At 43.1% G+C, this 16,308-nt stretch carries 11 protein-coding genes; 2 read left to right on the forward strand and 9 right to left on the reverse strand.

Annotation, left to right across the window (positions count from 1 at the left end):
- The first annotated feature begins 216 nt into the window (after positions 1-216).
- Together J2X77_RS02680 and J2X77_RS02685 are read left to right on the forward strand one after the other, a co-directional pair.
- Positions 217-384, forward strand: coding sequence for a hypothetical protein (locus J2X77_RS02680; RefSeq protein ID WP_209579387.1), 168 nt, complete (start codon positions 217-219; stop codon positions 382-384).
- Between the two features lie 43 nt (positions 385-427).
- Positions 428-2,380, forward strand: coding sequence for a fimbrillin family protein (locus tag J2X77_RS02685; protein ID WP_209579386.1), 1,953 nt, complete (start codon positions 428-430; stop codon positions 2,378-2,380).
- A 399-nt stretch (positions 2,381-2,779) separates the two neighbouring features.
- On the opposite strand, the gene J2X77_RS02690 is transcribed toward J2X77_RS02685, so the two are convergent.
- From J2X77_RS02690 to J2X77_RS02730, 9 genes are all read right to left on the reverse strand, one after another.
- Positions 2,780-5,047, reverse strand: a complete 2,268-nt coding sequence (locus J2X77_RS02690) for a DUF4838 domain-containing protein (protein WP_310078865.1) — start codon at positions 5,045-5,047, stop codon at positions 2,780-2,782.
- Between the two features lie 11 nt (positions 5,048-5,058).
- Complete coding sequence (locus J2X77_RS02695) at positions 5,059-7,467, reverse strand: aminotransferase class V-fold PLP-dependent enzyme (protein ID WP_310078867.1); 2,409 nt, start codon at positions 7,465-7,467, stop codon at positions 5,059-5,061.
- Positions 7,468-7,487: 20 nt separating this feature from the next.
- Positions 7,488-10,358, reverse strand: coding sequence for a tetratricopeptide repeat protein (locus J2X77_RS02700; protein ID WP_209579383.1), 2,871 nt, complete (start codon positions 10,356-10,358; stop codon positions 7,488-7,490).
- A 6-nt stretch (positions 10,359-10,364) separates the two neighbouring features.
- Positions 10,365-11,873, reverse strand: coding sequence for a glycosyltransferase family 2 protein (locus J2X77_RS02705; RefSeq protein WP_209579382.1), 1,509 nt, complete (start codon positions 11,871-11,873; stop codon positions 10,365-10,367).
- Positions 11,874-11,883: 10 nt separating this feature from the next.
- Positions 11,884-12,963, reverse strand: coding sequence for a HEAT repeat domain-containing protein (locus tag J2X77_RS02710; protein WP_209579381.1), 1,080 nt, complete (start codon positions 12,961-12,963; stop codon positions 11,884-11,886).
- A gap of 3 nt (positions 12,964-12,966) precedes the next feature.
- Positions 12,967-13,983, reverse strand: a complete 1,017-nt coding sequence (locus J2X77_RS02715) for a ParM/StbA family protein (protein WP_209579380.1) — start codon at positions 13,981-13,983, stop codon at positions 12,967-12,969.
- A 26-nt stretch (positions 13,984-14,009) separates the two neighbouring features.
- Positions 14,010-14,759 carry a PleD family two-component system response regulator gene (locus tag J2X77_RS02720; protein WP_209579379.1) on the reverse strand — a complete coding sequence of 250 codons (750 nt, stop codon included), beginning with the start codon at positions 14,757-14,759 and terminating at the stop codon, positions 14,010-14,012.
- Between the two features lie 108 nt (positions 14,760-14,867).
- Positions 14,868-15,521, reverse strand: coding sequence for a response regulator transcription factor (locus tag J2X77_RS02725; RefSeq protein WP_209579378.1), 654 nt, complete (start codon positions 15,519-15,521; stop codon positions 14,868-14,870).
- A gap of 33 nt (positions 15,522-15,554) precedes the next feature.
- On the reverse strand, positions 15,555-16,307 hold the full coding sequence (locus J2X77_RS02730; protein ID WP_209579377.1) for a hypothetical protein: 753 nt from the start codon (positions 16,305-16,307) through the stop codon (positions 15,555-15,557).
- Position 16,308 lies beyond the last annotated feature (1 nt).

A 16,308-nucleotide genomic window follows, 5' to 3' on the forward strand; every position in this document is an offset into this window, starting at 1 on the left:
AACTAACATATAAGCAATTAAAGTATTAACAATTAAATTAGAAACCAAAAAAACAGAAAAATAACTAGAAATACCCAGGCTACAATAGCAATATAATTGCCTATACGCAAAGGCAAGCCGTTAGATCCTAGGCATTTCTGAAGATATCAGGGTTAAATTGTCCATTAAATTTAAACCCGCACTAGTAATAGTGCGGAATATCCAAATAATATCATCATGAATAAGAACGCAAAAAAAATGTACGTAGCTCCGTCCATTAAAGAGCACGTAGTTGAACTTGAGCAAGGCATTGCTGCAGGTTCTCAGGCACAACCAGGTTCAACACCACAAACCGACGGTTGGGGAGCAGGTCCAGACGGTACTACTACCGGAGAGGGTGCTTAACGTATGATCATCACATTACTTAACAACACGAAAAAGCACTAAAATGAGATTTCATCTGACTAAAAGAGCTCACTGGGTTGTTGCGATGGCAATGCTAGCAATCCCCGGTACATTAATCACGAGTTGCTCCAAGGACAACAAGACTGAAAATGTCGACAACAAAACAAATGTCCTCACTGTCGCGGTGGGAGGCATCAAAACCAGCGGAAATGATGGCACAGTGAAAGTTGGCTCGGCGAAACCGAGCACAACGACGAGCAAAATCCATTCATTTTCCGATGTAGACATGGTTGTTTCCACTGACAACAATTTACCAACCATTACCAACGATGCGATAGCGGTAAAGCGATCTGGCGGATTAGCCGCGGATGTCGCCCCTGGCGTTACTGAAAATATGGTATCAGGTACAAAATATGTTGTCTATATCTATTCGGGAACAACACTGGTTACCGCCAAACAGCTGGTAGCAGGTACAGCAGGTACTATCGAAGGGCTTAATCCCGCCACATCTTACACATGGATAGCCCTTTCTTACAACACTTCAGATAACGATCAACCTGCACTTACACCAACAAATGGATCGATTGCCCTTGCACAAAATAAAGATGTGCTTTATGCTTCCGGAACAGTAAATCTGGCGACAAATTCAAACATCAATATCCAATTCAGCCATAAGTTTTCACGCATTGGAATTGAATTGAACACCAAAGGGGTTTTTGGTAATATCACAGGTAATCCTACAGTTAATGTTACCGGATTAAACTTAGCCACAGGTAGCATTGCATTGCTTGATGGAACTATCACAGCAGGCGCGAGCTTCACCCCAACGTTAACTTACGCCAACTTTACAAACATCGATCCGGCATTTAATGATGCAAAAATTGCTTACGTGTATACAGTATCTACTGCTGCTCAAAATGCAATTAATGTACAAGTCCAAAATTTAAATATTAGCCATGTCGACGGAAGCCTAGCTCGCACCTATTTTGCTACCGCTTCTAACTTCCCCTTTTCGGTAACACCGCAACTAGGAAACAGTCATCGCTTGTTGTTGAACGTGGTGGAATCTCCATTAGTCACAAATTACGGGGGCCGCACTGTAAAATGGGCTCGGTCTAACCTGTTTTACAGAGGCAACAATGGCAATGGTCGCAACTACGCATTCTATGCAAATAATCAATTGACGGCTAGGGCTAATGGATATTTCGCTTTTGGAAGTATTGTTCCCGGACAATTTGCGACGACCACCACCAATAATGGTGATCCTTGCGCCTTGGTATATCCCGCAGGTCTCTGGAAACAACCGGCTAAAGCAGACTTTACCAATATGGTTCGCGGGGATATTGAAGTAAATCAACTCACGGGTGCATTAGGAGGCCTGGGCCAGGTGGTTGATGCAACAGGAACAACTGGACTTTTAAACATCATTACAAATTTATTGACGAATACAACATCTTTGCTGGTAAATACTGCAGCGCCGAATTCATCTTTAACACCATCTAGTCCATACAATTACGGTCAATACACATTAGCATCTGGTGCAAATGGAGCTCCTACTTCAGGATCTAATGCCTTTGGCGACGTAAATAGCGCTTCTAATAGATTGCGCTTCTACTACAATGGTGAGATTTCAAATGTCAATATCTTGCCCCTACTTGGAAATGGAGGGCTAGCAAATGTTGGTTTGAATGATCTTAGTGTTGACATTGCAAACTTCCAAGTGGCAAACTTAAATCTCCCCTTACTCAGTAGTTACGGCAGAGCGACTACACTTTGGACAAATGAACAAGGTACAAATATCGTCGGCTTAGTAGGCGCGGGTACCTGGGGATATTATGGTAATGCCGGCCGGGGATTAAGCCTAGTTCCTCTTTCATTAGGTACTCGGTTCCATATGGCAAACAATACAGGACAACTTCTCAATGGTGTGAGTGCATTAGGAGCAAATGTATTGAGTACATCATTTAAGAATGTTCGCTGCGTACGTGTAAACTAAAAAATAAGCACAGGATAATTTTTGGAGCTTCGGCGACCAAATGTAGACGGCTAGAAATTCTAGCCGTCTTTTTTTTTTGAAAATGTAGTCTTTAGACTACCCGGAAAATTATTACATGATTTTAGCATTTTTTAACAGGAGCAATTCCGCAATATTTTTTTAAATTTACACCATCAAGTCATTTTTTTTGCGTTCGACTTGATAATATTAATGGATAGAATGGGGCGAAGGCGTTCGCCCCATTTATTTTTCACCCGCCTGTACAGCACCTGCCTTTACATACATCCGACTGATCAAATTCTAAACACAAAATACCCCGGCAGAAAACTTTTCCCTAATGACATCATAGCTTTTCTTAGGTTAGCTTAGTGGTTAAATAAATTTTTAGCCCAGCTACATCTAATCGCTCGCACGAATTTCATCTATAGCAAAAAGCGGCTTACGATGCCGAGAACCTTCAAACCAAGCTGGAAATTCTTGTGAAAAAGAAAGTTTTACCTTTAAAAAACGTGCAGGTTGCGTTTTCAATCCAAATGAAACGGGGTAACACTTTGGACCTTCCCGGATTAAACTGGAATCGATCTTATGCGTTCCGATGCGCCCATAAGATACATTATCGTTTGAACTCTCCACCTTTACTTCATCCGGCAGAAAAAGATAATGTGCTGGATCCAACAGAAAATTAAGATGAACTTGCGCGGGCTGTGATTCCCGCGAGAAGGGAAAGGTAATCTCCACCTCCTTGCCATCAAACAAGAGCCAATTGTAACTGTAATCGATCGTACCAGATAGTCCATCATTCAATGTTGTTTTTCCGTTAGCGGGGAAATCCTGCAAAAATAGCGGTTTGAAAAAGGGATGTACACCCTGCAGCAAGGAAGGCAGATAGGGTTTATTTAATAGTGTTAACCATTGCTTCCGATATTGCTCGAGGCTGCCGTTAACTTCAGCCAACTCGATAGCTCCACCGCGAAGTGCACTGTCCAAAAACAGATCAATCCGTTTCATCCAATTGGGATTAACCATCCACTGATTAGCATCTTTCTTGCTTAAAAAGCCGAGTGGATGCTCTCCATACGCCTTTGCCTGCTCCAACGATGCATACTCCAGACCTAAGGCAATCAAATTGACACGGCTTAACAATTTCGGATCTCCAGTTACCGCTTTCCGCCCGTCATCCACAAGATCTTTATACATTGTCATCTTTTCCGGCCCTAGATATCCACGGCGAGAAAGAATCGGGTTACCGTATATATCGAGAGTGGAGCGACTCGTATTTCGTGCATTCAATAGCTGATTGAGATACTTTTTAATACTTTTTGCAGCTAGACCATAATACCCCTCCAGAAAATCATTTTCAACCTCAATCGGATCCACCTCAGGATTCCACAGACTCTTAGCCTGCACATAACTCGCATATGCAGACATATCACCCAGCGTATGTCCTGATCCGTGCTCAAAAACACCTTTCACCCCATGCTGATGCATAAAGGCAATATTGCCCTGATAATGATCGTACATCGGAAAAGGACTTAAATATGCTGTAAATTGTGTAGTATAATCCCACACAAAAATATTGGAAGAAATTTTTGACCAGTCGTTGAGCTGCCTCCGAAAAGATGCAGCTGTTGGATTATCCCCCAACCCCCGCTCCCGAGTTGCGTCTATCGTACTCAACATCACATAAACATTGGAAGATGGCCTTGTGATTTTGGGAGCTTCCGCAGTATAGCCATAGGCTAACGTTGTAAAATATTTGTCCGGAAATTGGGCTGCCACGCCATTCACAAATCGGATCAGCGTGCCTTGGGGGCCTCCCTCTTCCTGATCGACTTTCCTACAGCGATCACAGGTACAGCCTCCCCTACCATCCATTGGTGCAATAGACCAATAGACCGCATCAGGATGATCAGCAATTGCACGCCGAAAATAGTCTAGTGCAATTTTCTGCACTCCTTGATTTGTCAGGCAGAGTTGCGTTGCGCTACGCTTTCCATTTGTGAAAGCGAAAAATTCAGGGTGTTGACGAAAATACTTCTCTGGTGGTATAATTTTAAAAAAAGAATGCCCCCAAAGGCCCCACAAATCTTCAAATCGATGCAAATGATGCCAATCTAGATATTCACTGTCGGCGGAAGCCGGATAATAGGATTCCCGATAACGTAGTGGCGGCTCATAGCAAAAATGGAAATTCAGAGGAAGCGACAGGTTCGACCGCTTAGGAACCCAAGCTGGCCCTTGATCATATTTCCGTGCACCAAACTGTTTTTCAATAAGCTCATATACACCATAAAGTAAACCTTTCCCTGAACCTCCTGTTAGGTAAATCTGACCTTCCCGAACAATAATTTCAAAACCTTCCCGACCAAGCACAACCTTCTTTCCCATCGCCTCCTGATAAAAAGTATTCCCTATATATACTACGTGTTTTTTCGTCCCAGAAGGGCTCGAAAATATCGCTAACTCTGCGCCAGTAATTCGTTTGACATAATCCTGTAGTACCTGCGCAGCTTTACGCTCCAAAACTGAGGGATGCTCAGAAATAACAATTTCAGTTTCAGCTTTCCTATCCCGTACAATGTCCAGTTGCTGTGCCATACAGCTGCTGATTAAAAACACAGCAACAACAATGAACAAGCTCAGTCTATAATTCGTATCTTTCATCATTTGTCATTAAACTAAACAACAAAATCTTCCGCCCGCTTGTCCATAACAACACAGTGCACAAAAGAAGCTATCGTATCAAGCACCATGCGCAGCCGGCGCAAGTTTTCATAATAAGGTATTCCAAACCGGAGCAAATGCCCAGATTGCCCCTCTATAATACAATGCTTAATGCATTTTATATGGATTTCTTTCTTTCTCAAAAATTCGTATAGCGGATAAGGATCATAAGCGGACAAAAACAGACATACGACCGGAGATACATCATCACCCTTAAAACAATGCGTAATGTCTGCATCGTTCAGAATACTGTCAAGCTCACTTTTAAAATAAGTCGCCAGATAGGTACTACGATCGAAAATAGCTTTTGGTCCAATTTCCCCATAACGCTTTAGACTTTTCCTCAACCTTTCATACAATAAGAAATCCTGCCCCCCTGGAATACTGAAGCCATGTGTTTGCGGATGTTCAAAAAGATGCTGCTTATTCCAGTATAAAGCGCCCAGCCAACGTGCAAATTCCTCTTTGAACCAAGCTAAGCCTCCTCCCAAAGGACCGTGTAGCCATTTATGTGTACTTCCGATCAACACATCAGCATCCCCAAAAGGAAGTTGCTGAATACCCAATGACTGAGCAATATCAAGAATTAGAATTGCATTCGGGACAACCCTTTTTATACTGCTCAGACGCTGCTTATCCTGCATCAGTTGTCCTGTAGGATAATAGACATGCGACAAGAAAACGACATCTGGTTTCATCTCGTGCAAAAATCGCTCAAATTCCGCAGCATCATTAAGGATAACATCAGATACATAAGTGAGCTGATATTCTGGCAATTGTTCAAAGGGGCCAATCCCCCCCGGATGTTCATGCTCACTCGTCAGTACCTGAAAACTTCCCTTCCCATCCACTCGAAGTCTTCGTAAAAGCGCCAATGCCAATAAATTCATCATCTGAGATGTGCTAGAAGTCACATTACAGCGATATCCATCAGATGGAAACAATTGCGCACATTCATCTTGTATGGAATCAAAAGCTTCCCTTCCCAAAGCATATAAAGCGAGTGGACTACCATTGACCTGATAACTAATCGTTTCGAGCTGATCCTGAGGCAAGGTAGCCAGGCAGCCCGGATTCAGATTTACCTTGGTCGAAGAAAATATATTCACTCTGATCTGATCCCAATACGCTTCATCCGCTATTTTTTTTGCCAGACCTTGCGTTTCGGAACAACAATTTCGCCCATAAACATGTTCGTTCCAGGATCTATGCGGTGTAAAATGATGCGATTGAAGCCTATTATTATACTGTTGCAAAAGACAGATGGATTGTTCAATTACCGTAGGAAAATTGCTATGATATAAACTACTTCCCTGCAAGCTTGTTTCAATCGTATATACAGCCTTTTTAACAGCACTTTCTCCCCGAAGATCAGCTACAAAAGAAATCGCAGGATCCAAACCCATAGCCCCAGCGATGTCACCAATATCCTGGGCAAGTTCAAGAATGGAATAGTGCGTTTCTGTAACATGATTCACCACACGGTGCTCGCCCAGCGATGGAATATCTTTCACAAATCGGGCCAGCGAGTTAACCGCATCGGTCAGAGCCATCAGCCCTGTACGTTGCTTTCCACTTCCGTATACTGTCATCGGAGCCCCAGAAGCTGCCTGCGCGATAAAACGGTTGGCTACAGTCCCAAATATCGGATCATAATCAAAACGAGTAAATAGATCTGGCGAAGCATCCATTTCTGCCGTTAACAGACCAAAAACTGTTGCTTGCATTACCTCGGTGATACGAAGCCCCCAGGTACGTGCAGCCATTGCCACATAATTTGAATCATTGATTTTCGAAACATGATAAATATCATTGGCCGCTCTGGGGTAAGGCAATGGCGTGGAAGCAAGCTGTCCTTTATAACCCGGCTTAAAGTACCCCTCAGCTATTGGTAACCCACCCTTAGCATATTCGCCAAAAGACCCAAGCTTAATGATATGCGCTTCCGGAACATATTCACGTACTGCCCAAAGCAGACGCATATTACCTTCTTCATTGTTTCGTATCGTGTAAAGCGCTTGTTGTAACCCCAACATCGAGTAACTGGCCGAACACTGTTGAGCCAAGTGATAGATTGTATGCGGTCTTTCGCGACGAATCAGATCCGTCAATTCATCCGTACAAACATCAATATGCACACCGCACATATTCCCTAAACCGTACTTTCGGCCAAATGCTTCAATACGACTGGAAAGGTCTCCAATCTGCAGCCAAGGACCAAATCCCAGATGGGCAACCGTGCTTTTGCGCCAGCCATTATCTAGCAATATAATTTTTTGGTCAGGATGATGCAGGGCAACTTTCATGGCCAACGGCCAACCCAAGTACCCTTCGGCACCTAAAATTAAAATTGTACCATTCATTGTTCAATTATCGGCTAGAGTTAAAATTTCACCTGTAAAGCCAACAGTAGATCATATTGATTACGGAATGTTGCCGTACCAATTTTTTGACTCGTATAAGTACCATTGAGACCTAAGGAAGTGCGATAGTTTATCGTACGCCTATACCCTGCCCCTAAACTTCGGCTCATAACACCACCCAATTCAGGTAATAGAATAAGCCTGCTTCTGTCATCAGGCGACGTTCCCATTCCAAAATTTGCCTGTAATAAATCAGCCTCAGTAAGCTCATATTTTGCGCCAGCCTGAAAAGCTAGGTAAAAATCCTTCTCTTCCTTGATGGCAAATATTCTTGCATTTAGCAGAAAAGGGGCAAAACTTTTACTCACACCCGCCACAAGGGATAAAGCTTTGACCTCCACAACTTCGAGAAAACGAGTACCAATCTCCCCTTCAAAACCTTTTCCTAACTGCCGGTAAAGCGAGTAGGCTAACCTATATTTAGGAAGCAACACATTGTTGGAAATACCGATCGAAGCCTTCCAGTAAAGCAATTTACTCGCCGTATATGTCAGGTCTCCCTCGCCCATAATTCCCGTACCCGATTGCCTTCCTGTGAATAATAGCTGTGCACCATAACTTATTTTTGGCGACAAACGACGGGTGTAATATAAAGTTGCAATACGGTAAGCAGGAGGCGCCGGATTATCATCAACACCCGAAAAGGAGCTGTTCAGCAAAGAAAGTCCAAAAGCGTGCTGCATAGTCTTACTGCGCAAAAAAGCAGCATATTCCCTATGTTTTCGCTGATCGAAGCGCTTGGAAAGGGTGTCGGCATACTGAGCAGCCTCAGCAAATCGCCCTAAACTATCAAGTACAATTACCTTTTTTAGTAGAAAAGGTTCGGCATATTCAAAACGCTGTAACGCCGTATCCACACAACGCAGGGCATACGCAAAATCTCCTTTTCCCATCAACAGACCTATTTTATTCATGTGGGCGAGCGAATCTGTCCGGTTCCCCTCCAGCACGCGGTTGTAACAGAAAATCGCGCTATCGACCAATGCCTTTTTTTGAAAAACCAATCCAGCCGCCATCCAGGCGTCCTGTACCATACCACGATATTTTTGATTGTAGGGATATTCTGTCCGAAGCATGGTGGCAACCTCAGCAGCTGCCATATACTGTGCACTGTTGTAGAGTATAGAAGCTTTCTTCTGAAGAAAGTCACGGTCACCCGGATAACTTTGCAGGGACCGCTGGACAACGAGCAAAGCTTCCGGATAGCGTCGTCTAAGGTCAAGAATATTAGACAGGTAGTGTAGGGCTTCTTTATTATCAGGATCTTCACCCAGCAGTTGGCGAAGATGCGTTTCCGCTTCACCGTACTCCTCAACGAGTATACAGGCATTGGCTGCGGCCAACTGTTGTTCCAGGTAAAGTGATTTAAGTTTCGAATTCTCGGGATATCGGACGTACAATTTTTCACTTAAAGCCACAGCTTGTTGTATTTTACCGGACTGCGCCAGAAAACCGGCCTTTTTCAACTGCAAATCGATATCGTTGGGATAATAACTGATCGCTTGGTCCAGCTCCCGCAAGGCCTCCGCCATATTATTTTGAACAAGGAGCGCCGAAATACGTCCTTGCAGAGCAGCCATATTCTTAGGTTCCAGCCCAAGCGTACGATCATAGTAAACCATGGCGCTATCCGCTTGTTGCTGTTGCAGGTAATAATGACCACAGGCGTTGATCATCTGTATGGCTTCCGACCGGAAAGCTTTATCGCTATTGTTTCCATAAAGCTTAACAGCAATATCTGCCGCGGCTTGATAACGGTGCAACTGATATTCGAAATCCATTTTTCGACGTAGCAGTACACGATCACCTATATTTCGTTGTAAGGCACGGTCTACCCAATACAGCGCCTGCGTCGTCTCCCCACGAGAAGCAGCAATGCCAACTACCTTTTCCAAGGCTTCGCGATCTCCCGGATTCTGATCCAAAATCGACTGGTAAAGCGCATAAGTATCCGTATTCTGATAATAACCAGCGGCTTCTTTTCGTAAACTATTGTTGAGGTCAAGGGCTTTTTTATCTTTAGGATAATAGCGTAAGATCACGCGAATCACATCTAAAGCCTCAGCATAACGATGTGATTCCTGTAATAGGCTGAGCTTTTGAAATAGCGCATTGTACGATTTACTGTCGCTGTTCAATAGCGCATTTACCCTGGCAATACGAGCGTCGTAGTCGCCACCCTGAGATACAAGGTTGTTCATTTTTTCAATGAGATCAGTATTCTTTGGTGCAAGCTCGAGCGCCTTTTCATAATAAGAATTGGCCAGATTATCCATTCTATTCCCTTTATACCAGTCCGCTTTTGCTTCATAATGCCCTGCCATGGCGAGCCTTACGTTCCGATCAGTCGGAAACCGCCGCATAAGCACCTCCGCCCAAGAGTCTCCATCCTGATAGCGCTTGAGCATATCCAATATATTGAGCTTTTTGATTCCGAAATCTTTGTTGGCAGCAAAACGCGACAATCCCATTTCGACGTACCGCAAGGCTTCCCCAGGTCTATTTTTCGATAAATAAGAACCAATGATATAATAATATACATCTTCATATCCAGGCGACGCGCGCAGTACCAGCTGTGCCGTACGAATGGACTGATCATAGCGTTTCTGGGCCATATAAATACGAGCAAGTTGAACCTGCGCATCAATATGCGCCGGATTTAGCTTTATTGCATCTTCCAGTGACTTTAATGCCTTATGCTGTTGGGAAGATTTAATTTCTATAACAGCCTGTTGGTACAATTTTTCGGCACGTACAGAATTCCAGGTCTGTGCTCGCAACAACTGAGTCGACAGTAGCAAAAGAATAAAAATAGGATAACGGAAATTCATGGTAGCTTAAACTTGATTTTTGACGGTCGATTTTTGGTTTGCAAAACCTTTACGCTGCATATTCCCCCATACCAGCTTTTGTCGGAACATCGACTGAATATAGCCTTTGATACTAAAAAAAACGATGAGCGGATGATAAATAAACGGCTCGGCAAATGCCGTGAGGCAAAGTCCCATCACCTCACCTGTATTCCGATAATGCCTTTCAATTAATTGATCCCACAGCACAGCAATCGAACTTACCAGTACAGAAAACATATAAAGAAAAGCCAGTAATGTAAATGTATTTTCCCAATTAATCGCACCGATAACAATAAGATAGATGTAAAACAATAATCCCAATACTTCGAATATAGGCGCCAAAAATTCAAATAAAAAGTTGTAAGGAAAGACGATAAGACCGAGCCTTTTAAATTTAAAATTAAACAAAACATGCCGATGAAGCAGCATGATCTGGATCAGTCCCCGTGCCCAGCGTACACGTTGCCGGCTAAAAACCGGTAAGGTTTGGGGACCTTCAGTCCAACAAAGTGAGACCGGAATATAGCGAATTGCATATTTGTGATTATTCTGTATCATATAAACACTCATGCGGGTTACCATATCAATGTCTTCCGCAAATGAACGTGGATCATACCCACCAACCTTAACCGCAATATGTTTATCAAAAAGACCAAGTCCCCCCGAAACATTTGGAACACAATTAATTGAACTCCAAGCCATTTTAGAAAGCAGGTAAGCCCGAATGTATTCCAGCTCCTGAAAACGTGGGAGCACCTTATGGGGCGGTTTAAAACGGGTGATCACACCATTATCCACTTCAGAAGAATTGATCATTCGCAAGGGTGCACCCACTGCAATGACACGGCGTTGATTGTTCTCCACATGGATATACCCCGTATCGGGAATTACCTGAATGTCTTTTAAGCGGCTCCGGCTCTTTTCGTCTAAAATGGGGCGCATAAGCCTGGAAAGAGTATCTTCATGCAGAATGCAATCCACATCTGTACAGAGAAAATAATCAAATTTTGAGGCATTGATACCTGCATTCGAAGCGTCTGCTTTGCCTTTTCCATTCGTCTTATCAATGACTAGCAGCTTTTCATAAGCGCGCTCAGTAGAGCGAAAAAAACGCTTCACAGTTTTCGTCTTGATCTTTTCATTGTAGGGCAGATCTACCTCCCTAAGTTCAAAATGCGCCACCAACTTCTCCAAGGTATCATCCGTGCTACCGTCATTAACAATAATGACTTCGTACAAAGGATAATTCAGATGCATTAACGCATAAACATTATCTATGATCGTCAAACCCTCGTTGTAAGCCGGGGCAATGACCGAAATCCCGGGCGAGAGTGGACTCGAAATCACATTTTGCGTATAATGCTCTCTATTTTTACGCCTATACAGCATAATTCCCTTATACGATAGCACCGCCATGATGACGTAGATCACCATGGTCAGGCTACTGTAGGAAAATATAAAAAGTTGGAAAACGTCAATTATGTCTTGGATCATATCGTATAAGTTATTGTTCGTGCAGATAATAGTTTAGAATACGCTGTTTGCGGGAAGGCAAATTGAGCGGATTCCATACCAATTGATTGTTGCGAACTAACCGGGCGAGTATTGCCGCAACATGATTTTCGATTTCAAAATCAAAGGCCGACTGAAATTGTTCCGTCAGAAATTCCATCGCTCGTGGCGTCCGGAACATGCCAAGTGAAAACAGGATTTCGCACTGGCAGTCTACCGGCTGATTAGGATACATTTTTATCAGTATTTCTTGTGTATGCACAGCTCTTAAATGTCCCAGCGCATTGATGGCATGCGAGCGCAAGCTATGATCGTTCACATTCAGCAAACCTTCAATACTATCGATAGCCTCCACACTCTGCTCGTGTGCCGCAAGCTTCATACAACAAATAACAACCGTTTTATTGCGCGAATAACGGATCCAATTTGCAAAGTTTGATTTTACCGTATCGCGGGATTGTTCGAGAATCCGAAAAAATCCAATCAATTCCCAGATACTCAATGGATCCCGAACTTCATCAAAAAAGCGAAAAGGTTCATTTTTACTAAAACGCATAAATGCGCTTCGGGCTGCAGAACGCAGCTCAGACACTTCACTCAGATTGAATCGGAGAATATCAATGTCCGAAATCGCATAGTCCATAAGCGTCAGTTCGTGCAACCCCTGAACATTTCGATACCATTTCCGCGATTTCATCTTTTGGAGCGAATCCAGATTCAGCCCAAGTAAAACATAAATGCGATGCAGCATCAGCGCATTTGTTCCGGCCACATGCCATCGAAGCCGGATCAAGGTATCAATTAGGGTTTGACGGTTCCCTTTGTCCATCAGCGCAAGCTCATCCAAAACGGACTGGTCAATGGACACCTGTACACTTTCTGTGCCCATTTCCTGGATAAACTGCGGCAAGATACGATCTTCAATCAGCTGGTCCAGCTTATCCTGACGACGCTGTGCTTTTGCTGTTCGAAAACGAAGAATCATAATCACTGCATAAGCAACAAAAGTTCCAATAAAGGAAGTGACCACAATCCCCTGAATTACTGCAATAAATGTTTGGTCTACCGTCATACCTTAGTTTTCAGCTAGGGCTACACGTGTTTGGATATTCCCAATATCAATACCCATCGGCAGTTTGGACTGATCCTGAATGTAACGCATGGAGTTCAGCAGATAACCCTTGACAGCCAGCGACTCTGGATGCTCGACAATTTTAACCCCTGCAATATCGCCAAACTCTTCCAAAATGCAGTCGATCAGATCGCCATAGTGGGCACCGCCCCCACATAAAAATATGCGATTTGATTTAGCGAGGTTTCTATCATTGACCACCTCTCCTAAAGCGGGTGAAACAATTTCAGCATAATACGTCTGTATAGCTTTTTTACGCAATTCTTGCAGATCATACTTTCTGCGGTTGATATAGAGATAGCCATTTCGAAAAGCCTCATCAAGTTGCTGCATGCTCTGGAAGGATAAATCATGAGTCTGCTGAAGTTGTTCGCGTAGTATATTAACAGCATAATGCATCCCCGGAGCACTTCCCATAGCATTTTCCACCACGCCCTCATCTGTACTCAACCCTGTTTCCAATGTCCCAAAGCCAAAGCTAAAAATAAAAAAAGCACCCCTTTCACAGCTTTCACCTCTGCGCAGGGCTACCATACAGCTCACAATCTCAGGCAATACATCCACCTGTGTAACATCTATCGGCAACGTGCCAGATCCCTCCTCACCATACACTCCAGGATCCGACTGGATGATATGCTTTCCACGAAGCGTTTGTTCTGCAGTTTCCCGATACAGGCGGTAGGTACTATTGGGCAGGCCTACGGTAACCATCAGCGGGGTGTTGGCACTCACACCGCTCGACAAAATTGCTGCTTTAAAAAGCAATTGGCATTCCAATGAGTCCGGAGATGCATTTAATGGCCTCCTTGGGCTGTTCCCTTCGTTTAGGGCCAATTTACCACATATATACCATTGCTCGCCCATCCTTATTTTTAATCCCGTCAATAGCGAGTTGGCCGTATTTACCAATGGTGAATTGGTCGCCTGCATCAGGCTTGAGAAAGACTGTATTGTATACATATAATTTTTCGTATATAAGCGTTATTTTACCACCATCTTCTACCTGAAGTCACCTGTGCTTTCGGCTCAAAAGCAAGCAGAACATGCGGCTCTGTAGCGACATCTATAGCTAAAGTTTCTTCCTTCGCCACAAATTCAGCCACAAAAAGCTCACTCATGACAGCTTCTTGCGCATCCAACCGCTCCTGTACATGAACGAAATCCTGCTCTTCCAGAAGCTCCAATACAGGAGCTAACTCTTGCACATTTACTATATCTTGTACATTTCCTGATACGGGCACATCCATTAGTTCTTGCGCTTCATCACAAGTTTCCAACCTTATTTGATTCACCTCGGTCGATTTGTAGCACATCTCAGGTGCAGGAATGACCTCCGGATCTCCCCCCAGGATATGCTTCACCCGCTCGAGTAGTTTGCCCACCACGAGTGGCTTTTTAAAACAGTCTTCCCGCACAATCTCCAGCCCTTCACGGATATGAAGGTAGCTCATGTTCGATGTGATAATTGTCCGCGTCCGGGGAGATTCTTTCATCACCTTATTGATAATCTCATACCCGTTTGCATATTGCATATGCATTTCGGTAATGATAATATCATACTGATAATCCCGCGCTTCCAAAAGAGCGAATGCTTCTTTTCCATTCGCAGCAGAATCCAGCTGAAATGCTTCGTTAGAAAAAACATTGGAAATTATTTTTCGCATAAGCAGATCGCTATCTGCATGCAATACCGAAAACACCCTGGTTTGCTTAGGTTTGACATCATGAATTTGCATACTTTTAATTAAATAGATTAAGTTGCTTTAAAATGGCATCACAAACTTAAAAATACAAGCAAAGTATTTACCTACCCATTCGGGTGGTTTTTCAGAAAAAAATAACCGTCAAATTGGCTTATTATATTTCAGCATAAGCTCGGACCTACTGTTGACTTGTAATTTTCCATAGATATTTCTAATGTGAAATTTTACCGTATCCACGCTTATGAACGCAGTTTCAGCAACTTTTTTATAGGTATATCCTTGTTGCAACAGAGAAACAATTTCGATCTCACGCGGAGTAAGCTGTTCCCGATGCCGATAATCAATTTTATGGTCGAGTGCAGGGTTAAAATGGGAAATTACAAGCCGAGCCACCTGCGGACTCATCACAGAGCCTCCTTTCATCACTTCCACCAACAATTGTTCCATCTCAGGTAAAGGCGTACTTTTAAGCAGATAACCGGACGCACCCGCACAAAGTGCCTGAAAGATATGTTCCTTATCATCAAACACAGTAAACATGACCACCTGTATATGCGGAAACTTACGCTTTATATACCAAGTCACTTCGATACCACTTTTATTCGGTAATCCAATATCACAAAGCAACACATCCAAACATTCAGGACTCCAGGCGGCATACACCAGCTCATCAAATTCACGGGCAGCAATCAATAGATCAAATTGCGTATTATTATCATCAAAATAAGAACGTAATGATTCAAGTACCGGCATACGGTCTTCAATGATAGCTAATCTAAATTTTGTGTTCGGCATAAGAATAATATCGGTATATATGAGTTGAATAAGTTACTTTTTTTTTATGCCATCCACTACAAACCACAGACTAAACAATAGAAAGCAAAAGCTTACCCACACCAGCTTATCCAGGCTCTTAAGAATATAGGCTTCCTGACTGCTGTTAAAAATAATAGCCAATACCATACTACATTGAAGCAAAAGATAGGTACTGTATACACAATTAAAAATCAGCACTTCTCTTTTTACTGCTTTAGAAGCGGCATCAGAAATATAGTACATCCGCCATTGCCCGATAGCATAGGCTATCGCGAGTGCAAATCGTAACATATAATGTAATTGCTGATCTACAAAACCATAGTGGTGCTTAAAACCCAAAGGGATATCCTCCACAAGCATCTTGAGCAGTTGCTTCTGTTCCGCTACAGGTGCTAGTGCATAAGGGATGATATCAACCAATCCAAAGAAAAATGGCAATAAATGCAGGATCCAAAATTTCGGCAAAGTTGCGTTCGTCGTAAATTTGAGCCAAACATAGAAATAAAAACAAGGCCCCACCAAGTAGTAAAAAGGAATACCTTTGTTATAAATTCGCGGATAATATTGAATTTCTCCGGTATAGATCATGCAATAAATCAACACATGCCAGATCAAGGCCATCACACCCACGCAGAGCAGCAACTCCCCCACCTCCCGGTATTTGATGAAGCGAAAAAGACGGAATAATAGGGCTGATGCACAAAACAATCCCCCAAGCATAGCAAAGCCTAAACTTATCCAGAATTGAGGATTATGCTGCATCATA

The organism is Sphingobacterium sp. 2149, from assembly GCF_031455655.1.
GTDB lineage: Bacteria > Bacteroidota > Bacteroidia > Sphingobacteriales > Sphingobacteriaceae > Sphingobacterium.